Below are 19,464 nucleotides of genomic sequence, written 5' to 3'. Positions count from 1 at the left end.
CTCCGACCCGGACCGGAAGGGGTGACGCTTGCCGTCCCCCGATGTGGACCAGATTTCCGCCGCGCTGGCCGCTCATGGCCTCATCCAGCGCGGCGGTTTTGTTCTTAGCGATGGCGATGTGGCGCCGGACGGCCCATCGAACAAGCCGGCGCGATCGGTGCTGCTTGTGGGGCAGGCGGGTGCTGCGCCCTGGTCGCATTTCCAACGCTGGCGCGAGGCGCAACCGGCCAATCTGCAAAATCCGCTCGACAGCTGGTCGCGCGAGGTGATCGGCGCTGTCGCGCGGGAATTTGGCGCGCGCGCGGTGTCGCCATCCGACAAGCCTTTTCTGCCGTTTCAACAATGGGCGATGCGTGCTGAAGGGCTCAGGCCATCGCCGCTGGGCATACTGATGCACCCCGCATACGGGCTCTGGCATGCCTATCGCGGCGCGTTGCTGTTCGAGATCGATCTGCCTTTCGGTGAAGTTCGCGAACAGAGTCACCTTTGCGACCTATGTGTTGGAAAACCTTGCCTGAAATCCTGTCCGGTCGATGCCTATTCGGAAGCTGGGTTTGCCTATGAGCAATGCCTCGGCCATGTGCGCGGCCCATCGGGAGGTGCCTGCCGGACGCGAGGCTGCCTCGATCGCAACGCCTGTCCCTATGGTGTGGTCTTTCGTTACCCTGAAGACGTGCAGGCCTTCCATATGAAGAGCTACGCCAGCCTCTGAGTTCGCGCAATTTGTGCTGGCCCAATCGCTTCCTCGCTTCGCTTGTTGCCATCATTGGCCGATCAGCATATTCAAAATCATCTGATGACTTGATGAATGTTGCGATGCAGCCGGCCACCCGAACCAATCTCACCGACAGCGCCGCCGATAGCCTGCGGGCCGAAATCGTAAGCGGCCGCTGGGTCGTCGGCGAGCGTATTCCCAACGAAGCGGCACTCACCGACCTGTTGTCGGTGAGCCGTGGCACCGTGCGCGAAGCCGTTCGCGCGCTGGTTTCGCAGGGCCTTTTGGATACGCGTCAAGGCTCGGGCACCTATGTCCGCTCGGCGGTCGATCCCTCGGCGGCGCTGGACCGCGTCAAGCGCGCCGGCCTGCGCGACCAGTGGGAAACGCGCGCCGCCCTGGACGCCGAAGCTGCGCGGCTTGCAGCACTGCGCCATACGCCGGCGGATCTGGTGAAAATGCGCCGCTTGCTCGAACTGCGCGGCACCGTGGCCGATGGCGGGCATGAGGCCTTCATTCGCCGCGACATCGCCTTCCACAAGGCAGTCGTCGAGGCCTCGGGCAACCGGGCGATGTTCGAACTCTACGACTTCTTCACCGGTGCCATTGCCGAGACCATCAAGGCGACGCTGGGTGGCGATCTGCCTGAGCCGGACGCGCCAGCGCATGTCGCCATCATCGATGCCGTGGCCTCTGGCGATCCGGACAGGGCTGCCGCAGCAGTCCGCGCCTTCATGGCGCCGGTGCTTCTCGAACTCGACAGGTTGCTTGCCCAATGAACCAGAGCTTTGTCCCAGCCGGCCAAGCCGCCGAGGTCGTGGCCATCGACGGCCTCGGCGACCAGCTTGTCGATGCCGAGATCGACAGCCTGCTGGCGCCGCAGGCGCCCATCCTGCGCAGCGGCATGGCGCGTTTTGTGCTGGGCGCGAGTCTGGTTCTGATTGCCTTCAATCTGCGGCCGCTGTTTTCCAGCCTGTCTGTGCTGTTGCCTGAAGTGATGCAGGCGACCGGCCTGTCGCCTGCCGGTGCGAGCCTGCTTACGACGCTGCCGGTGCTTTGCCTCGGCCTGTTTGCGCCGCTGGCACCCAGGATGGCGCAGCGCTTCGGCGCCGAGCGCACGCTGCTCTTCGCCTTGGCGCTGCTTGCCTTCGGCACGGCTTTGCGAGGGCTTGGCACCGCGCCGCTGCTGTTCATCGCGAGCTTCATCGCCGGTGCGGCGATTGCAATCGGCAATGTTCTGCTACCCGGGCTGGTCAAGCGCGACTTTCCCGACAAGGCGGCGATGATGACCGGCCTCTACACCATGGCGCTGTGTGCGGGTGCTGCGTCCGCATCCGGCCTGACGCTGCCCATCGAGCATCTGGCAACCGGCTCGTGGTCCGGCGCGCTCGCCGCATGGGCGGTGCCGGCCCTCATTGTGCTGTTTATCTGGACGCCGCAAGCGCTGGGCAGCCGCAGGCAGGCAAGCCACAGCGGTTTTCGCGTTGTCGGCCTGTGGCGTGACCGCCTTGCCTGGCAGGTCACCTTGTTCATGGGGCTGCAGTCGGCGCTGGCCTATTGCGTCTTTGGCTGGCTGGCGCCGATCCTGCGCGAGCGTGGCTTCGATGCCACCACCGCAGGCGCGATCGTATCGCTATCGGTCATGGCGCAGGTGGTGACGTGCCTTGCCGTACCTTCGATCGCCATCCGCCGCAAGGACCAGCGCGGCGTCAATGTGGCGCTCGTCGTGGCTGCCGTGGTCGCGCTGCTCGGCATACTGTTTGCGCCGACCTGGACGATCCTGTTCTGGGCGGTGCTGCAGGGCATCGGGCAGGGCGGGCTGATTGCGGCGGCCATGACGCTGATCGTGCTGCGCTCGCCGGATTCGCATGTCGCAGCGCACCTCTCGGGCATGGCGCAGGGTGTGGGCTACACGCTGGCGGCCATCGGCCCGCTGCTGGTCGGGCTGATCCGCAATTGGACCGGCAGCTTCGCCGCCTCTTCGGTGCTGTTCGTGGCCCTTGGTCTTGGCGTTGCGATCACGGGACTGGGCGCGGGCAGGGCGCTGCATGTCGGCGCGCGCACCGAGCGGACCTCTGCCGCCTGAGCTTGTCTGGCGGGCTGAAGTCCCTATGTTCGCGACGGGACAGACAGAAGGAGCTTTGCCATGCCGACCAAGCGCGAGATCGAGATCAGGACGGCGGATGGCGCTTGCAAGGCCGGGCTGTTCGGAGCTGCCAAGGCGAAAGCCGGTGTGGTCCTCTATATGGATGCCTTCGGTCGGCGCCCGGCGCTGGACGAGATGGCCGAACGGCTGGGCAGCCACGGCTATGCGGTGCTGGTGCCCGACCTGTTCTATCGTGCAGGCGCCTATGGTCCGTTCGACGCCAAGACGGCCTTCGTCGAGGAGAAGACGCGGACCGAGTTGCGTGCCCTGATCGGCGGCACGACGCAGGATATGACCGCACGCGACACGGGCTCCTTCATCGACGCGTTGGCAAGGGCCGGCGCGACAGGCCCGATTGGTACTGTCGGCTATTGCATGGGCGGCTCGCGTGCGCTCAACGCCGCCGCCGCCTATCCGGGCCGCATCGTGGCCGCGGCAAGCTTCCATGGCGGCAATCTGGCCAGCGATGCGCCCGATAGCCCGCACCGCAGCGCGGCAAAGATCAAGGCGCGCGTCTATGTCGGCTCTGCCGGTGTCGACGGCAGCTTCCCGCCGGAACAGTCGGCAATCCTGGCCGAGAGCCTGCGCACTGCCGGCGTCGACCACATTCTCGAAAACTATGTCGGCATGGGCCATGGCTGGTGCGTATCCGACCACGGCGTCTACGATGCCGCCGGCGCCGAGCGCCACTGGAAGCGGCTGACGGCGTTGTTTGAGGAAACGCTGGCGTAACTTCCAACTTTGCCATCCCGACAGCTTCGGCTATCAGGCACCGAACAGCTTGATCCGACAAACAGGGTTCGCGCGCCGGCAAGGCGCCCACGGGCCAGCGGGAACACTCCGGAATGCAGTCCTTTGATGTCGTGGTGATCGGCGCCGGCGCGGCGGGCATGATGTGCGCCGTGGAAGCCGGCAAGCGCGGACGGTCGGTGCTGATCGTCGATCATGCCGCCGCACCCGGCGAAAAGATCCGCATCTCGGGCGGCGGGCGCTGCAATTTCACCAATATCCATGCCAGTCCGAAGAATTTTCTGTCGCAGAACCCGCATTTCTGCATCTCGGCGCTGAGCCGCTATACCCAGCGCAATTTCATCGCGCTGGTCGAGCGCTACGGCATCGCCTATCACGAAAAGACGCTTGGCCAGTTGTTCTGTGACGGTTCAGCGCGACAGATCATCGACATGATGCTCGAGGAAATGCAGGGCAACGGCGTCGAACTCAGGCTGTCGACCACGGTCGAGGACATCAGCAGGACCGCCGACGGGTTTGAGCTGTTTCTCTCCGGCAATCGGGTTGCGTGCAAGTCGTTGGTGGTCGCCTGCGGCGGCAAGTCGATCCCCAAGATGGGAGCGACCGGCTTTGGCTACGAGATCGCCGAGCAGTTCGAATTGCCAGTTGTCGAGACGCGGCCGGCCCTTGTGCCGCTGACATTCGACGCCAATACCCTGCAGAAACTGACCCCACTTGCCGGCATCGCGGTCAATGCCGATGTCGCCTGCCGCAAGACCAGCTTCTCCGAAGCCATGCTGTTCACCCACCGTGGCATCAGCGGCCCGTCGATCCTGCAGATTTCGTCCTACTGGCGCGAGGGTGACGAAATCGCGATCTCGATGCTGCCGGGCACCGATGTCGCGGCGATCCTGCGCGAGGCCAAGCGCGCCAACGGGCGACAGGCAGTGCAGACCGTTCTTGCCGCCCATATGCCCAAGAAGCTGGCGCAGGCGATCGCCGAGCGGCTCGGCTTCAACGGCAATCTCGCCGATCTGAACGATACGCATCTGAAAGCCGTCGATGCCGCGGTGAATCAGTGGCGTATCAAGCCTGCCGGGTCCGAGGGTTATCGTACGGCGGAAGTGACACTTGGCGGCATCGACACCAGGTCGCTCGACCAGAAGACGATGCAGGTGAAGTCGGTGCCGGGACTTTTCTTCATCGGCGAGGTCGTCGACGTCACCGGCTGGCTCGGCGGCTATAATTTCCAGTGGGCATGGTCGTCGGGCTGGGCCGCCGGGCAGGCAGCCTGATCTTACTCATCCCTGTTTTCGTTGTGCATCCAACGAACCCGCATCGCAACATCCTGCGGATACACAGGTTTCCGATACCGACTGCCACCTGAATCAATCACAAGGTGTGGTGCGGATGTTCTCGACAATCAAGGCGTTTGCCGTTTCGCTGGCGCTCGGCGGCGCGCTGGTGATGCCTGTTTTGGCCGACCAGCAACAATGCTCGTGCAAGAACCTGCAAAGCGTCCAGGAAGAGCTCAGAAACGCCGACTACGCGGCAAAGTTCTTCGCCGACATGGCAGCACAGCTCAAGGCAGTCGAGGACCCGCTGATCGAGGCGCACAAAATCCCGACACATCCGGATTCCGACGTCAGCATCTATCACCGCTCGTCGCTGAAACGGACCGAAATCATGGGGAGGTTCAGCTTACCCCACCGTCCCGCCCATGGTTATACCGGGCCGGCGACGGTCGACATGAAATATGGCAGTTGCGAGCAGCAACCCGCAGCACTCGAAGCCCTGCGAGCAGGCTCGCAATGCAAGGAACTCGCGGATTTCGCCCTCGAGCACGAAGCTGTTCACCGGGCGAAATGCGCAAGAGACACCGCCACCGTCTACTGGGACAGACTGCCGAGCCACTTCGCAGCCGAGGAAGCGGAGCGCTATCACGAACAGGCCAAGGCGACACGCGCATTGCTCAAGCGCATCGTCGACCAAGGTACGGTTACCATCGAGGCAAAGCTCGAGCCGCGCATCAAGGGGCCGCAGTTCGACGTGACCTACTCCTATGTCACCCAGTCGGTGGAGATGGAGGGCAACAGTTCGCCGGGATCCGACACATGGATGCTGAAGGGGAAAACGCGTCGGGCAGGCAAGATCAAGAGCGTAAGGATTGCCGGCATGTCATGCACCTCGAGCGGCCAGATCAATGACGACATCGACATGGCGCTGGAACTCGACGGGCTGACCATGGCTCTCGACAACAAATCGAAAGGCAGGCCGGGCGACGTGAAGATCCGCTGCAAGGGCGGCCATGGCATGTCGATGCGCCCGCAAGGAGAAGTCGACGGCGGCAATGTCTTTGCCAATGAGAGCTTTACCGTCGACACCGAGGTGTCCCAGGATGTCAGCACCTTGCCCTTCGCCAAATATGTCACCGGCGGCATGTCCGTCAGCGGCAAGAACACGGTGAACGTCAAGCTGGTCTGCCCCGGCTCGTGACGGAGGTGTCGCGCCGCCCGGCATGTCTTGAGTTGGCGCCGAAATTTTTCTTCGCAGCACCCCAAGGATTGCCTCAAAGCTTTCGTCCAACGGACAAATGATGGCGATGATGCTGGACGAAAGCGAAGCCTCCGATGGCGATCTGATCGGACGAGCGCGCGATGGCGACAGGACAGCTTTCGGCGAACTCGTCGAAAGGCATTACGGATTCGTCCACCGTGTCGCCTGGCGCTGGTGCGGCAACAGATCGGATGCCGAAGACATTGCCCAGGAGGTCTGTGCGCGGCTGGGTCGGGCCATTCGCGACTATCGCGGCGGTTCCGCCTTCACGACCTGGCTCTATGCGATGACGCTGAATGCCGCGCGCGACATGCAGCGCAAATCGGCGCGCGAGATGGCGAAGACCACCGCCTATGGCGTCCATGCGCTTGTCGCGGGAGACGGCGGGCCGGAAACGGAAGATCCGACTGAGCGGATGTGGGCGGCGGTCAGGCAGTTGCCGGACAAGCAGCGCGACGCAATCCTTCTCGTCTATGGCGAGGGGTTGAGCCATGCCGCAGCGGCGGATGCCATGGCGATCGCCGAGGCCACCGTGTCCTGGCACATCCATGAAGCGAAGAAACGGCTGAAGCTGCTCATGCGCTCGGCCGGGGAAGAGTGACCATGGTCGACGATAACGAACTCGACATGCTGCGCAATATTCCGACGCCCGCGCCAGGCAGCGAGGCCAAGGCGCGCGCGCTTGCCGCGGCGATGGCGGCCTACGATCTCGAAAAAAATCCCGCGGCCACCCAAGGAACCGCCAATGCCGGTCGTCTCACCGAACGAGCACGAAAGCTCTGGAGAGACATCATGCAAAAGAAGCTGATTGCAGCGCCGGCCCTTGCCGGTCTCGTTGCCCTGCCGATCGCCGGCTATGCCGCATTCTACCTGATGGAGGGCTCGCCATTCAATTTTGGTGCCGACCAGGAGATCGCGGAGGCTCCTTCGGCGCGCTTGAAGGAAGCGCCTGATACCAAGTTGAAGAAGACCGATACAAGCACGACACCGGCCGTCGCGGCCAAGCCGTTGGCTGCTTCGCAGGCGGGTAAGGACGAAGCAGAGGCAAGCGCTGACGAAGCGGTCATTATGAACGAGGCAGCGCCCGCCATGCCTGTGCCAGCACCACTGCGGGATGCCGCCACGCAAATGAGCCGGATGTCCGCGCCGACGCCGACAACCGAGCTTCACGGTGCGATCGCGCCATCTGATGTGCCGATGCCGCTGCCGGAAAACCGCGACCGCGTCGAGGATTTCAAGACCAATCCGGTACGTTCGGCACTCGAGGACCCGGTCTCGACATTTTCCATCGATGTCGACACGGCCTCCTATTCCTTCGCGCGCCGTTTGTTGAAGGAAGGGGTTCTGCCGCATGCCGACACTGTGCGTGTCGAAGAAATGATCAACTACTTCCCCTATGACTGGAAGGGGCCTGAGGCGATCACCACGCCGTTCAACACTACCGTCAGCGTCATGCCGACGCCGTGGAACGAGCACACCAAGCTGATGCATGTCGGCATTAAGGGCTATGATGTGCAGCCTGCCGAGCAGCCGAAAGCCAACTTGGTGTTCCTGATCGATGTGTCGGGGTCGATGGACGAGCCGGACAAACTGCCGCTGCTGCGCTCGGCCTTCCGCCTCCTCGTCAACAAGCTTAATGCCGACGACACGGTTTCGATCGTCACCTATGCCGGCAATGCCGGCACCGTGCTCGAACCGACCAAGGCGTCGGACCGGGAAAAGATTCTGTCGGCCATCGACACGCTGTCACCTGGCGGTTCGACTGCCGGCGAAGCCGGCATTCGCGAAGCCTATCGGCTGGCCCAGAAATCCTTCGTCAAGGATGGCGTCAACCGAGTGATGCTGGCGACCGACGGCGACTTCAATGTCGGCCAGACCGATGACGACGAGCTCAAGCGGTTGATCGAGGACAAACGCAAGTCGGGCGTGTTCCTGTCGGTGTTCGGCTTCGGCCGCGGCAACCTCAACGACCAGATGATGCAGACCATCGCCCAGAATGGCAACGGCACCGCCGCCTATATCGACACGCTGGCGGAGGCCGAGAAGGTGCTGGTCCAGGACGCCACGTCGACGCTGTTTCCGATCGCCAAGGACGTCAAGATCCAGGTCGAGTTCAATCCGGCTGCCGTCGCCGAATATCGGCTCATCGGCTACGAGACCCGCGCGCTCAATCGCGAGGACTTCAACAACGATCGCGTCGATGCCGGCGAGATCGGCTCTGGCCATTCGGTGACCGCGATCTACGAGATCACGCCCAAGGACAGCCCTTCGCTGGCGATGGACTCGTTGCGCTACGGCCAGGCTTCGACAGGCAATGGCGGCGTCGCCAATGCCGACGAGTATGCTTTCGTGAAGATCCGCTACAAGGCGCCAGACGGCGACGTGAGCAAGCTGATCACCACGCCGGTGACGAAGACAAACGAAGTCGCGAGCTTCGATGGCGCCGGCACCGATCAGCGTTTCTCTGTGGCGGTGGCGGCCTTCGGCCAGAAACTGCGCGACGAGGACGCGACAGCCAGGTTCGGCTTTGACCGGATCGCCGAGATCGCCTCGGCGGCGCGCGGTGCCGACCCCTATGGCTATCGCGCCGAATTCCTGTCGCTGGTGCGGCTGGCATCGTCGCTCCAGGGCAACAAGCAGTAAGGCAACAGGCAAGGGCAGGTGGGCCGGCCGACGGAAAGGGGGCTTTCCGTCGGCCATTCTTTTATGATCTCCAGGCGGCGGAAAGGGGGCTTTCCGCCGGCCGTTCTTTTGTGATCTCTAGGTGTCCACCCGAAAATCGAACGGGCGGTGTTTCGGAGACTAAGGATGGCTGACCGGCAACTGGACGAATGGGATATCGCGCATGGCGGCCTGCGCTCGCTGTCGTCGCGCGAGATCAAGGTTTTCTGGGACGGCTATCTCGCCCACCGCAACGATCCTCGCATCCGCCATGGCAGCCTGTATTCGCGCTGGCGGCATGTTGCCGACGATCTGGTTGTTTCGCTCTATCTGACCAACCGAAGCGTCGGGCTGTTCGTCAGGGGCCAACGTGGCGAGGGTTACGCCACCACGGTGAACCGGCTGTCTGCCTTCGAACCCGCAGTGGGCAAAGCGCTCGGAGTCAGCCTGCGCGGCGAGTACGCTCTCTGCTACTTGTCCAATCACCCGGTCGCGATGACCGATCCGGCCAACTGGCCGCAGGCTTACGAGTGGTTGGAGCGGCAGGAAAAGCACTTCAGTCATGTTCTGAGCGACATGGTTGTCGGCGCTTAGGCGCCGGACGGAGCGAAATTCCGTTGCGGCGCCGTGGCCCTGCGAGGACATCTCGATCCAGCCATAAGTGGCTGAAAAAAAACTGAAATCCACTTTCAATCGGACTGGTGAGGGCGCTCCCTTCCGGGCTGTTTCCGCACGCGTTCGCGGAGCGTCGCGAAAATTCCTTACGTTCTATCTTGCAAAAGATATATCTTTGAATAGATATAGCGATATGAAACAGACATCCTGGAGAGGTACTCACATATTCAATCATCCCAATTTCCATGATCGTTGCCGCGGAGAATGGTCCATGTCGGGCCAGAATGAAGGTGGCAGGGGCGGCGGCCGTGGCGGCCGAGGCGGTCCCTTCGGTCGCCACCGCGGCGGTCCGTTCGGCGGACGTGGCCCGCGCATGTTCGATCCCGGCGCGCTGCGCCTGGTCGTGCTCGGCCTGATCGCCGAGGAGCCGCGTCACGGCTACGACATCATCAAGGCGCTGGAGGCCAAGTTCCAGGGCGCCTACAGCCCGAGCCCGGGCGCGATCTATCCGATGCTGCAGATGCTGGAAGAGGCGGACCTCGTCGTCTCCGTCGCCAACGGCAACAAGAAGCTCTATTCGATCACCGAAGCGGGCCAGGCCTATCTCGACGAAAACGCCGCCGAGCTGGCCAAGATCAATGGCCAGATCGAGGAGAACTCGACGCAGGTCAGTGGTGCTGCCCTCGGCGACGAGGTCAAGGCACTGAACTTCGCCCTGTTCAGCCGGTTGCGCAGCGGCTCGCTGACGGCTGCTCAGGCCGAGAAGGCGCGCGAAATCCTCAAGAAGGCGCGTCGCGACATCGAAGACCTCTGATTTCCCTGAAGGCCTCGAAAATTGCCGTAGCTCCCGCCGCAAGGCGGGAGCTTTTCTGTGTAAAACCTTGGAAATGGCCAGATTTGCGGGCCGTTTCCGACAATTTGAATCAAAGGCCAGTTCGCCCCGGAACCCGATCGCAACGATCCGCGGCTAATATAGCTGCGGGTGAACGAGGGTGGTTTGAGAATGCTGGTTGGTCGTGTGATGTCGGGTGCGGTTTCGATTGCTCGCACCGCGGATGCCTTGGCGATGCCGACCCGGCCAGAAGCTGCCAACCGCAATAGCGAAGCCGTGACTGTCGTCACCGCACGGGCACTGGCGCCCGCCACCAGCAGCCACATCTATGTGCCCGCCAAGCCTGTTCAGCAGGCGACGCAAGTCTCCGCCCAGGGGGCATCGCGCTCCCGCATGAGCGATATCGACGATGCCCACCGCACGGCATGGTCGGCGCTCAACAATGAGCGCTTCCGGCTGGCGATGGAAAAGCTGGGCGACGTGCGCACGTCGGATGCGGTGATGATGATGCGCCCGGTCGAAGGCGCGGGCACCGACATCAAGTCGGCACTCGCGCGCTACGAAGAAAACAGCTGATCAGAACAGCCTCAGCCGCGGCGACGGCGTTCGCGGCGGCCTTCGCTGGTTTCCGTGGTGTTCGGCGCTGCCAGCTTGTTGCGCATCGGGCCGATGCGTTCGACGATCGCCTCGACGGTCGGACGTACGTCCTTCTTATGGGCGTCGAGCGCCTTGCGCATGGCGGCCAGATGCTCGAACGAGGTGCCGCAGCAGCCGCCGATGATCTTGGCGCCGCCATCGACAGCAAGGCGGACGTAGTCCGACATCAGTTCCGGGGTGCCCGAATAGTGGATCTCGGTGCCGCGGAATTCCGGGATGCCGCAATTGCCCTTGATGATGATGGTCGCCTCGGGCTTGGCGTCGCTCATGTCGAGCAGCGAAGCCAGGATGTCGGACGCACCGACGCCGCAATTGGCGCCAACGCCGAGCGGCGTCTCGGCAAGGCCGTCAACGACGCCGTGGATGTCCTTGGGCAGCAGGCCCATCATGGTGCGGCCGGCGGTGTCGAACGAGCCGGTATAGGTGTAGGGCAGGCCGATACGGATGGCGGCTTCCGCCGCGGCGCGGATCTCGTCCGGCGCGGACATCGTTTCGATCCAGGCGACTTCGGCGCCGCCGGCCTTGAGGCCTTCGATCTGTTCGGCAAAGGCATCGACCGCCTCGTCATAGGTCATGGCACCGAGCGGAACCAGAAGTTCGCCGGTCGGGCCGACTGAGCCGGCAACGATGACCTTGCGGCCGGCCTTGTCAGCAACGCCACGGGCGATTTCGGCGGCGCGCTTGTTGAGTTCGTGCACCCGGTCCTGGGCATGATGCAACTTGAGCCGGTGACGGGTGCCGCCAAACGAGTTGGTGAGGATGATGTCGGCGCCGGCCTCGACGAACTTCTGGTGCAGCGTCTCGATCTTTTCGGGCGCGCTTTCGTTCCACAGCTCGGGTGCTTCGCCGGCCTCGAGGCCCATGGCAAACAGGTTGGTGCCGGTCGCACCATCGGCGAGCAGCACGCCCTTTTCGGCCAACAGGGCATCGATCGGATTGGTCGTCATTGCAGCGACTTTCATATCAGGTGAATGGATAAGGATATAAAGAAGTCTTTATGTCTAGTCAACGCGCTTGCACGACGGCTATGGCGCGGGCGTGACCTCGACCTCGATCTCGGTGCAGACGCCGCCATTGGTCGGATAGTGGTCGACCGAACACGCGGTGACGACGAGCAGCAGGTCGCGTTCGGCGCGCAAGGCAACGTAGCCACCGGGCGGATTGATCGAAGCAAAGACGTCGATTGCACCGTCGGGCTGCGGCAGCGAGTTCTGGAACAGGTCGACCGGGTCGGGCGTGAAGGGCAAGGAGAGGCCTTCAATGGCCAACGCCTTGTGCAGGTTGTCCTGGCAATTGGGATGCTCGTCGAACCCGGCCCTGACATCGAGCGCATGGTTGCAGGCGGGGTAGAGCATGTCATGCGGGCCGGGCGAAGCATCTTCGACCAGTGTGAGCAAGGGTTCGCCCGTCGTGCCGTAGAAATGTTCGCCGACCTTGGGAAACAGTCGCTCGCCGATGTCGCGCGTGTTGGATGTGCTCAGCCAGTCCTTCATGTCGGGCGTGAATGCCCACAGGTCGGCGACCTGCTGGCCCTTGGGGTCGATGATGCGGATTAGGTCGCCGCGGGCGACATGGATAGAGCGGCCCGATTGGGCGGGTACGACGACACGGTTCTGATCTGGCATGGATTTCCTCGGGATGCGCGGCGCACGCTGCCGTATCGGCGCGCGAAATTCAACCTGAGCGCCGATCAGCCCCAACTGGCTGGAAACGACGCCACCGCAAGCCGCCTCGCGAAGGCTGCGGTTTCGTGGGCATTGATGTCGGCGGCACGGATCAGGTTGTCGAAATGGCGGGTCAGCGTGCGGATCGGATCGGTCGCGTAAAGCACAAGATACATGTCGCCGACATAGATCGCGGCGCGCGAATGGCCGAAGATCGTGTAAGGCACGGAATAGCGCATGCGCCCGTCATAGAGAAATAGCCGGAAGGTCGGGTAGAGATCGTCGAGCAGGTCGGCCATGTGGCGAAGCTGCTGCTTGCGGTCCTTGTCGGGAAAGCCCGACCAGACGCCGAGCCCACGCGCGAAAATCTCGAGCGTGTGGCGCGGCATGCAGACCTCCATGTCGGTCTCGGGCCTGCGGTTGTAGTCGATGCGGTACTGTGTCTCGCCGGCCTGGCTCTCGCGGCTCTTGTTGGAGATGCCCGCCTCGTAGTCGATGAGTGCTTCGGTGCGCAGCAGATCCGGTATGCCGGCCGGCACATAGCGGATCTTGGTGCCGGCTGCCTCGGCATGCCATTTGGCGATCAGCGTGCGCTCGAAACCGCCCGATGCCTCCTCGATCTCCAGGCTTTCGCGGATTTCGCCTGTTACCCCTTCGTCCTGGCTGAGCCCAAGCAGCCAGTCGAGCGAAACCTTGTGGGCGGTGGCAATTGTCAGCAGCGTCTCGGCGCGCGGCAGCCGGATCGTCGCGCCGGAGAGCAGTTGCGACAGTGCCGAGCGGTCGATGCCGACCGAGGTGGCAAAGGCCGACTGGTTGAAGCCGGAGCGCTGCACCAGCGCCTTGAGCCGCTCGCGGAAAACTTCGGATAGATCGCGTTTGTCCATGGCCTGCCCAAAGGTGGAATGGTTTGCCAAACGCACGTAAAGCGCTGGCGGAAAATAGATTCATCTTCCTGTTTGTTTACTAAGTGTAACATTTGCGGCTTAAGAAGCGCAATGTAAACAATCTGTGCGCATTGTCTCGTTGCAGAAACGCAAGCCTACTGACAGCATTATGTCAGGAATCATCGAGTTCCAGGCACATAAGGACAGCAGGCAGCAGCATGGCCAACAGGGGAAACAGACGCGGCACGACCACCAAGGTCGAATGGCCGACGGTGTTTCTGATCGTGGCCTGCTACGGCGCCTGGCTGGTGGCCGGCCTGCTGCTCTGGCCGGGCTATCCTGTGGCGGCGCTTCTGCTTCTGGTGTTCGTGGTGGCGCTGCAGTCGTCGCTGGTGCACGAGGTGCTCCACGGCCACCCGACCCGCAACGCCCGCATCAACGAAGCGCTTGTCTCGCTGCCCATCGGGTTGCTCTGGCCATACCGTCGCTTCAAGACCATTCACCTGCGCCACCATGCCGACGAAAAGCTGACCGATCCGTTCGACGACCCGGAGAGCTACTACCGCGCGCTGTGGCAGCACGACGACCTGCCCGAGGCGATGAAACTGGTGCTCAGGGTCAACAACACCATGGCCGGGCGCTTCGTGCTTGGACCGCTGCTGTCCTGCGTCGGCTTCTTCATCGAAGATGCCAGGGCGATCGCAGCCGGCGACAAGGTCGTTGGCAAAGCCTGGCTGCTGCACGCCGCTGGCCTTGCTGTCGTGCTGCCGGTCATCCACTTTGGCTTCGGCCTGCCGCTCTGGCTCTATGTGCTGGTGCCTGTCTGGCTCGGCCATTCGCTGATTGCGATCCGCACCTTTGCCGAGCATCAATGGTCGGAGCATCCGGAAGGGCGCACCATCATCGTCGAACGCTCGCCGCTGTCGATCCTGTTCCTCAACAACAACCTGCATTTCGTCCACCACAAGAGCCCGACAGTCGCCTGGTACAAGCTGCCGGAACTGTTCTGCGCGCGCCGCGAAGAGTGGCTCCGGATGAACAAGGGTTATGCCTATCCGAACTATTTCGCGTTGGTCAAAGCCTATGCCTTCCGCGCCAAGGAGCCGGTGTGTCACCCAGCACTGCGTCGCGCGCCGGAGCCGGGCAGGGCGTTCGTGCCACGCGTCAGGGCGCGCAACGTCAATGGGCTGGGCACAGCACCAGTGCCGGCAGAGCCGCCTAAGGAATAAGTGCTGCGTCGCTTGCCATTTTCCGCATTCAAGCCTGAAATGAAGCCATGAGCGACTTCATCGCCGCACTGCCGATGTATGACTGGCCCGAGATGCGCGGCGAGGTCGACGCGCAATGGGCAAGGTTGCGAACGGCGTTGCTTCAACTCGGCATCCCCGCACCGGAGGCACTGGCTAGGCGCAATACCGACCTGCCGCCGGTGTCAGGAGGCATTCGCGACACATCAGGCACTGATATCGCGCCGGATCCGGCGACACTACCTCCAGACGAGTTCGACCTGCCGACATTGTGGCGGCATCCCAGGCTGCTGTTTGGCCAGACGTGCTGGGGACCGATGGAAACCACTGGCCTGGCGGCACAGGTCAGGGTGATCGGCCAGCCGAGTTATGATGGCGTCGAGGGCGGGCGCGGCGAGCTTTATTCCAGCGCCATCGTCGTCCGTCGAGGGGCAGTAACGGCCGACCACGCGCATGCGCCTGAAGGCGAACTGCCGCTCATCCCGCTCGATCTGATCCGCGACAAGCGCTTTGCCTTCAACAGCCACGACTCGATGTCCGGCTTCATTGGCATTTCGCGCGATCTTGCAGGCTTGGGCGAGGGGCTGCGGATTTTCTCCGATCGGATCGAAAGCGGCGGGCATCGCGCGTCGATCCTGGCGATCGCAGAGGGTCGGGCTGACGTTGCGACCATCGATTGCCAGAGCTGGGCGCTGGCACAGCGCTTCGAACCGGCCGCCCGGGATGTCGTCGTCATCGGCTGGACGGCCAAGCGCAAGGGCTTGCCCTTCATCACTGGGCTCAACTCGCCAGCTGTGTCCATGGCGCCGCTGTTTTCCGCCTTGGCTCGACTTTGAGCGAAGCAGGCGGTCTCAGCCGCCTGCTCTTCTGATGTGGCCTACTTGGCCGGGACGCCCTTTTCCCAAGCACCCCAATTGCCGATGACGGCATCGGCGAAGGCAGCGCCAACCCGGTAGGCGTTGATGGCGGCCGGACCGAAACCACCAGACTTCGCGCTCAGCGAATCGATTGCGCTGACACCAGATGGTTCGCGGTCGAAGTTCGATGCAGTGCGCAGCAAGGCGATGCGGTCGAAGTCGAGCAGGCCGGCATCGGCCCCACGGCGCAATGCGGTCAGCGAGGCATTGTCCTCCATCTGGGTCGTGCAGTAGTTGCCCTTGCCTTCAGTCAACAGGGACACCCAGTCGCCCATGCTCTTGGCGATCATGGAACCATGCCAGTAGGTGTCGGTGGACAGCGTGTCACAGATGCTGACTTCAGGGGCCGCGTTGCCGGGGGCGGCCGCGTAAGCCACGCGATAGGCTTTTGCTTCGGAGCTGTCGGCGAGCTCGACGCTGCTGGTCAGGGCAAATGCCTTTTGCAGAAGCTGCTCGTTGAGCTGGTAAACCTCGGTTGCCGATCCCCAGCTTGGCTTTTCGCCAGGGCGCTTGGCGCCGAGCCCAACCACGCCATCGGGCCAGTCGGCGGGAATCTGGCGCGGATCGATTGCGTGGCGCAGACCGGCATCGACGGCATAACGCGCCCAATGCGCCGAACCAAGCGTGCCGTCGGTCGGATCGACGCCGGCAATACCGGCGATCACGATGTAGCTCTGCTTGAGATCGACAAGACCGCTGTAAATGAGGGCGGAAACCGAGCTTGCCGCATTGGCATAGCCCATTGCTGTTGTCATGACGCACAGGCCGGCGGCGTCACAGGCCAGTTCCGGATACTCCTTGGCGAAGCCTGGGATTGCCAGCTTGGTGTCAAACTTGCGGCCCTCGAGCCAAGGTTTTGCCTCGCCTCCAAACATCGTAATGACCAGCACTTTGGGTGCCAGGGGCTGTGCCGACGCAATTGATGCGTTCGCGGCAAAGCCGGCGGCAAGGGCGAGGGCTGAAAGGCCAATCCGGTGGATATGCGTCATATGCGGTCCGATCTGGTGAAAGGAAATCTGCGCTGTTGCAGCGCCATCCGCACTATCGGAGCAGGTGACCGCGGAAGCCACTCGCCAACGGTCCTGTCCACATCAAATTGGGAGTGGATCGAATGGTCAGTGACCTTGCGTCATAACAATAAAGTCGCAAGTGGTTGAATTTGGTTGCCAATCTTACGGTTTGGCGGGAAAAGGGCGCAACTTTATGTCGTCCGTGGCGACAGAAGTTCACCCCTCAAGAAGAATCCTCCTAAGGACCCGTCGTGAAAACCATTGCCGCATTCTCCAATTTCATCGGCCGCAGCTTCGCCATCTGGGTGATCGTGTTCGCCGTGCTCGGCTTCCTGTTGCCGTCGACCTTCAGCATTTTCGCCCCTTGGATCGTCGTGCTGCTGGGCATCATCATGTTCGGCATGGGCCTGACCATCTCGGCCAAGGATTTCGCCGAAGTCGCCCGCCGTCCCTTCGACGTCGCCATCGGCGTTGTCGGCCAATTCCTGATCATGCCGCTTCTGGCCGTGCTGCTGACGACCATCATCCCGATGCCGGTGGAAGTCGCTGCTGGCGTGATCCTCGTCGGCTGCTGCCCTGGTGGTACGGCCAGCAACGTCATGACCTATCTCGGCAAGGGCGATGTGGCGCTTTCGGTTGCCTGCACCAGCGTGACCACGCTGCTCGCGCCCATCGTCACGCCGTTCCTCGTCTGGATGTTCGCCAGCCAATACCTGCCGGTCGATGCGATGAGCATGTTCCTGTCGATCGTGAAGGTGATCCTGGTGCCGCTGGCGCTCGGCTTCGTGCTGCAGAAGGTTGCACCAGCACTGGTGAAGTCGGCCGAGCCGATGCTGCCGCTGGTCAGTGTCGCCGGTATCGTGCTGATCGTGTCGGCGGTCGTTGCGGTGAACAAGGTCAACATCGCCCAGTCGGGACTGATGATCTTCGCCGTCGTTGTCCTGCACAACGGCTTTGGCCTGTTGCTCGGCTATTTCGCGGCGCGCGCGGCAGGCCTCTCGCTGGCCAAGCGCAAGGCCATCGCCATCGAAGTCGGCATGCAAAACAGCGGCCTGGGTGCAGCGCTTGCAAACGCGCATTTCTCGCCGCTGGCGGCCGTGCCAAGTGCGGTGTTCAGCGTCTGGCACAACATCTCGGGTGCACTCGTCGCCAACTACTTTTCGCGGATGGAAGATCGCGAGATGAAGAGCGAAGCGGTGTCGCATAAGGCCTGAGCCGGCTGCATCGTGCAAAACGCCGGGGTCTCCCCGGCGTTTTCATTTGCCGAGCAGGCGCTTGTCGAGCGGATAGCTTGAGAGTTGCTCGTGGCCGTCCTCGCTGATCAGTATCTGCTCCTCGATCTTGACGCCCTCATGCCCGCCAAGGCGGCCGATGTAGCTCTCGACGCACACCACCATGCCGGGTTCAAGCACGCCATCGGGCGTATCGGCTGTCCAGTCCGCGGCATGGGGCAGGGTCGGGTACTCGTCGGCCAGGCCGACGCCGTGGAACAGCACGCCGTAGCGCGCCGGGAAGCAGTCCGGCGGCGGCACCGCCGCGCGCTCCACCAGTTCGCGGAAGCCGACGCCAGGTTTCAGCAGCGCCGTGTTGCAGGCAATCTGGTCGGCGGCGATGCTGTAGAGTTCGCGCTGCTCATTGGTCGGCTCTCCGTCGCCGCACAGCCATGTGCGCGACAGGTCGGCGCAAAAGCCGTATGGGCCGATAAGGTCGGTGTCGAACGCGACGAGATCGCCAGCCTCGACAACGCGCGACGAGCACTCCTGGAACCACGGATTTGTGCGCGGGCCTGAGGCCAGAAGACGGGTCTCGATCCATTCGCCGCCCCGGGCGATGTTGCCGCGATGCAGTTCTGCCCAGAGTTCGTTCTCGGAAATGCCGGGGCGGAGCGCCGCCTCCATCTCGCCCACTGCCGCCTCGCAGGCGACGATCGAGCGGCGCATGCAGAGGATTTCGTCAGGCGACTTGATCAGCCGGGCGGTCTCCATCACCGCCTCGCCATTGCCCGGCGAAATTCCAAGGCGGGCGAGCGCGTCGACGCCCTCATGGTCGAGATGGTCGACGGCGATGCGCCTGTTGCCGCCGCCATGCTCACGGACGACATCGGCGATGCCTTGCGCCCAGCGCTCGACCTTCATCTCCGTCAATTCGCCGCTGTAGAGATACATCCACGACACTGCCGGGCGAACCTCGTCGACGACGCCGGAATGATCGGACAGGTGCTCGCAGGAGAAATAGTCGAACAGCACCACCGGGCCGTCGGTGGCAACGAAGCAGTGACGGGTCGGGTTGTGCGCGACCCACAGCTGCATGTTGGTCGAGTCTGTGGCGTAGCGGATGTTGACGGGATCGTAGAGCAGGGCGCCAGCATAACCGCGCCGCGCGAGCTCGGTGCGGATGCGGTCCAGCCGGTATTTTCGCAGGGCCGGCATGTCGGGCGCCGCGATGCCGGCCGCCGCCCATTCGGCTTCGGCTTGCAAGCCGTAGCCGAGAACGTGCTGGTTGAGCCCTGCTGCCTTGTTGCGGGCTTGTTCGCGCAGATCCTCCACGGAGCCCGGCTCGAACGGCATGATCTTGCGGTGGTGGCCGAAGTTGGTGCCTGTCATGGCAGATCGCCGTGAGATTGACCCCCACTCCGGTTTGCTACGCAAACCACCTCTCCCCCGTTCGACGGGGGAGAGGAAGGCCTCCGGCCATGCTCGCACCCGAGTCTGTCCGGGCTCTCCGGTTCGCCGAGCAGAACTAAGCTCTTTTCCTCTCCCCCGGGCAGGGGGAGAGGTGGCGTGCGGAGCGCGACGGAGTGGGGGTGATTGCCGATCATCGACAGCAACGCG

Annotated in this window: 19 protein-coding genes; 14 read left to right on the top strand and 5 right to left on the bottom strand. The window is 63.1% G+C overall.

Features of this window, described 5'->3' with window-relative positions; genetic code table 11:
- Positions 1 to 28 precede the first annotated feature (28 nt).
- The 11 genes from IHE39_RS20805 (at position 29) to IHE39_RS20755 (ending at position 10,830) form a co-directional block, all read left to right on the top strand.
- The gene (locus IHE39_RS20805) at positions 29 to 712 is read left to right on the top strand and encodes a 4Fe-4S dicluster domain-containing protein (protein ID WP_192567826.1); all 684 of its coding nucleotides are present in this window, start codon (positions 29 to 31) and stop codon (positions 710 to 712) included.
- A gap of 104 nt (positions 713 to 816) precedes the next feature.
- On the top strand, positions 817 to 1,494 hold the full coding sequence (locus IHE39_RS20800; RefSeq protein WP_192567825.1) for a FadR/GntR family transcriptional regulator: 678 nt from the start codon (positions 817 to 819) through the stop codon (positions 1,492 to 1,494).
- On the top strand, positions 1,491 to 2,801 hold the full coding sequence (locus IHE39_RS20795; protein WP_192567824.1) for a CynX/NimT family MFS transporter: 1,311 nt from the start codon (positions 1,491 to 1,493) through the stop codon (positions 2,799 to 2,801). Before IHE39_RS20800 ends, IHE39_RS20795 begins: the two co-directional genes overlap by 4 nt.
- A 60-nt stretch (positions 2,802 to 2,861) precedes the next feature.
- Positions 2,862 to 3,593, top strand: a complete 732-nt coding sequence (locus tag IHE39_RS20790; protein ID WP_192567823.1) for a dienelactone hydrolase family protein — start codon at positions 2,862 to 2,864, stop codon at positions 3,591 to 3,593.
- Between the two features lie 113 nt (positions 3,594 to 3,706).
- Complete coding sequence (locus tag IHE39_RS20785; RefSeq protein WP_192567822.1) at positions 3,707 to 4,885, top strand: BaiN/RdsA family NAD(P)/FAD-dependent oxidoreductase; 1,179 nt, start codon at positions 3,707 to 3,709, stop codon at positions 4,883 to 4,885.
- Between the two features lie 115 nt (positions 4,886 to 5,000).
- The gene (locus IHE39_RS20780) at positions 5,001 to 6,086 is read left to right on the top strand and encodes a hypothetical protein (RefSeq protein WP_192567821.1); all 1,086 of its coding nucleotides are present in this window, start codon (positions 5,001 to 5,003) and stop codon (positions 6,084 to 6,086) included.
- A gap of 100 nt (positions 6,087 to 6,186) precedes the next feature.
- Positions 6,187 to 6,747, top strand: a complete 561-nt coding sequence (locus tag IHE39_RS20775; protein WP_184767328.1) for an RNA polymerase sigma factor — start codon at positions 6,187 to 6,189, stop codon at positions 6,745 to 6,747.
- Between the two features lie 2 nt (positions 6,748 to 6,749).
- Complete coding sequence (locus IHE39_RS20770; protein WP_192567820.1) at positions 6,750 to 8,789, top strand: vWA domain-containing protein; 2,040 nt, start codon at positions 6,750 to 6,752, stop codon at positions 8,787 to 8,789.
- A gap of 165 nt (positions 8,790 to 8,954) precedes the next feature.
- Positions 8,955 to 9,401 carry a hypothetical protein gene (locus IHE39_RS20765; protein ID WP_184767330.1) on the top strand — a complete coding sequence of 149 codons (447 nt, stop codon included), beginning with the start codon at positions 8,955 to 8,957 and terminating at the stop codon, positions 9,399 to 9,401.
- Positions 9,402 to 9,693: 292 nt separating this feature from the next.
- On the top strand, positions 9,694 to 10,236 hold the full coding sequence (locus IHE39_RS20760; protein ID WP_246470518.1) for a PadR family transcriptional regulator: 543 nt from the start codon (positions 9,694 to 9,696) through the stop codon (positions 10,234 to 10,236).
- A gap of 189 nt (positions 10,237 to 10,425) precedes the next feature.
- On the top strand, positions 10,426 to 10,830 hold the full coding sequence (locus IHE39_RS20755) for a hypothetical protein (RefSeq protein WP_192567819.1): 405 nt from the start codon (positions 10,426 to 10,428) through the stop codon (positions 10,828 to 10,830).
- 11 nt (positions 10,831 to 10,841) lie between these two features.
- On the opposite strand, the gene bmt is transcribed toward IHE39_RS20755, so the two are convergent.
- From bmt to IHE39_RS20740, 3 genes are all read right to left on the bottom strand, one after another.
- Positions 10,842 to 11,858: a betaine--homocysteine S-methyltransferase gene (gene bmt, locus IHE39_RS20750; protein WP_246485588.1), complete on the bottom strand. Its 1,017-nt coding sequence runs from the start codon at positions 11,856 to 11,858 to the stop codon at positions 10,842 to 10,844.
- Positions 11,859 to 11,936: 78 nt separating this feature from the next.
- Positions 11,937 to 12,536 (bottom strand): DUF1989 domain-containing protein, encoded by a 600-nt coding sequence (locus IHE39_RS20745; protein ID WP_192567817.1) that lies wholly within the window; start codon positions 12,534 to 12,536, stop codon positions 11,937 to 11,939.
- Positions 12,537 to 12,601: 65 nt separating this feature from the next.
- Positions 12,602 to 13,459 (bottom strand): helix-turn-helix domain-containing protein, encoded by an 858-nt coding sequence (locus IHE39_RS20740; protein WP_192567816.1) that lies wholly within the window; start codon positions 13,457 to 13,459, stop codon positions 12,602 to 12,604.
- 218 nt (positions 13,460 to 13,677) lie between these two features.
- Between IHE39_RS20740 and IHE39_RS20735 the strand changes: the two genes are divergently transcribed.
- Together IHE39_RS20735 and IHE39_RS20730 are read left to right on the top strand one after the other, a co-directional pair.
- A complete protein-coding gene (locus IHE39_RS20735) occupies positions 13,678 to 14,688 on the top strand; it encodes a fatty acid desaturase (RefSeq protein WP_192567815.1) in 1,011 nt (336 codons plus the stop codon).
- A 47-nt stretch (positions 14,689 to 14,735) separates the two neighbouring features.
- Positions 14,736 to 15,542 carry a phosphate/phosphite/phosphonate ABC transporter substrate-binding protein gene (locus IHE39_RS20730; RefSeq protein ID WP_184767337.1) on the top strand — a complete coding sequence of 269 codons (807 nt, stop codon included), beginning with the start codon at positions 14,736 to 14,738 and terminating at the stop codon, positions 15,540 to 15,542.
- A 41-nt stretch (positions 15,543 to 15,583) separates the two neighbouring features.
- On the opposite strand, the gene IHE39_RS20725 is transcribed toward IHE39_RS20730, so the two are convergent.
- Positions 15,584 to 16,612 carry a purine-nucleoside phosphorylase gene (locus IHE39_RS20725; protein ID WP_192567814.1) on the bottom strand — a complete coding sequence of 343 codons (1,029 nt, stop codon included), beginning with the start codon at positions 16,610 to 16,612 and terminating at the stop codon, positions 15,584 to 15,586.
- A 272-nt stretch (positions 16,613 to 16,884) separates the two neighbouring features.
- Here IHE39_RS20725 and IHE39_RS20720 point away from each other — a divergent pair, with 272 nt between their 5' ends.
- Positions 16,885 to 17,847 carry a bile acid:sodium symporter gene (locus IHE39_RS20720; protein WP_192567813.1) on the top strand — a complete coding sequence of 321 codons (963 nt, stop codon included), beginning with the start codon at positions 16,885 to 16,887 and terminating at the stop codon, positions 17,845 to 17,847.
- Positions 17,848 to 17,889: 42 nt separating this feature from the next.
- On the opposite strand, the gene IHE39_RS20715 is transcribed toward IHE39_RS20720, so the two are convergent.
- The gene (locus tag IHE39_RS20715; protein WP_192567812.1) at positions 17,890 to 19,236 is read right to left on the bottom strand and encodes a M24 family metallopeptidase; all 1,347 of its coding nucleotides are present in this window, start codon (positions 19,234 to 19,236) and stop codon (positions 17,890 to 17,892) included.
- Positions 19,237 to 19,464: the final 228 nt, after the last annotated feature.

The organism is Aminobacter carboxidus (assembly GCF_014863355.1).
GTDB lineage: Bacteria > Pseudomonadota > Alphaproteobacteria > Rhizobiales > Rhizobiaceae > Aminobacter > Aminobacter carboxidus.
The sequence above is the reverse complement of the archived record's forward strand: the minus strand, read 5'-3'. Positions and strand labels throughout refer to the sequence as shown.

What these genes read in the sequence shown, in the direction of transcription:
- IHE39_RS20800 (WP_192567825.1), top strand. Translation starts at nt 817, where the DNA reads ATGCAGCCGGCCACCCGAACCAATCTCACCGACAGCGCCGCCGATAGC.
- IHE39_RS20795 (WP_192567824.1), top strand. Translation starts at nt 1,491, where the DNA reads ATGAACCAGAGCTTTGTCCCAGCCGGCCAAGCCGCCGAGGTCGTGGCC.
- IHE39_RS20790 (WP_192567823.1), top strand. Translation starts at nt 2,862, where the DNA reads ATGCCGACCAAGCGCGAGATCGAGATCAGGACGGCGGATGGCGCTTGC.
- IHE39_RS20785 (WP_192567822.1), top strand. Translation starts at nt 3,707, where the DNA reads ATGCAGTCCTTTGATGTCGTGGTGATCGGCGCCGGCGCGGCGGGCATG.
- IHE39_RS20780 (WP_192567821.1), top strand. Translation starts at nt 5,001, where the DNA reads ATGTTCTCGACAATCAAGGCGTTTGCCGTTTCGCTGGCGCTCGGCGGC.
- IHE39_RS20775 (WP_184767328.1), top strand. Translation starts at nt 6,187, where the DNA reads ATGGCGATGATGCTGGACGAAAGCGAAGCCTCCGATGGCGATCTGATC.
- IHE39_RS20770 (WP_192567820.1), top strand. Translation starts at nt 6,750, where the DNA reads ATGGTCGACGATAACGAACTCGACATGCTGCGCAATATTCCGACGCCC.
- IHE39_RS20765 (WP_184767330.1), top strand. Translation starts at nt 8,955, where the DNA reads ATGGCTGACCGGCAACTGGACGAATGGGATATCGCGCATGGCGGCCTG.
- IHE39_RS20760 (WP_246470518.1), top strand. Translation starts at nt 9,694, where the DNA reads ATGTCGGGCCAGAATGAAGGTGGCAGGGGCGGCGGCCGTGGCGGCCGA.
- IHE39_RS20755 (WP_192567819.1), top strand. Translation starts at nt 10,426, where the DNA reads ATGCTGGTTGGTCGTGTGATGTCGGGTGCGGTTTCGATTGCTCGCACC.
- bmt (WP_246485588.1), bottom strand. Translation starts at nt 11,858, where the DNA reads ATGACGACCAATCCGATCGATGCCCTGTTGGCCGAAAAGGGCGTGCTG.
- IHE39_RS20745 (WP_192567817.1), bottom strand. Translation starts at nt 12,536, where the DNA reads ATGCCAGATCAGAACCGTGTCGTCGTACCCGCCCAATCGGGCCGCTCT.
- IHE39_RS20740 (WP_192567816.1), bottom strand. Translation starts at nt 13,459, where the DNA reads ATGGACAAACGCGATCTATCCGAAGTTTTCCGCGAGCGGCTCAAGGCG.
- IHE39_RS20735 (WP_192567815.1), top strand. Translation starts at nt 13,678, where the DNA reads ATGGCCAACAGGGGAAACAGACGCGGCACGACCACCAAGGTCGAATGG.
- IHE39_RS20730 (WP_184767337.1), top strand. Translation starts at nt 14,736, where the DNA reads ATGAGCGACTTCATCGCCGCACTGCCGATGTATGACTGGCCCGAGATG.
- IHE39_RS20725 (WP_192567814.1), bottom strand. Translation starts at nt 16,612, where the DNA reads ATGACGCATATCCACCGGATTGGCCTTTCAGCCCTCGCCCTTGCCGCC.
- IHE39_RS20715 (WP_192567812.1), bottom strand. Translation starts at nt 19,236, where the DNA reads ATGACAGGCACCAACTTCGGCCACCACCGCAAGATCATGCCGTTCGAG.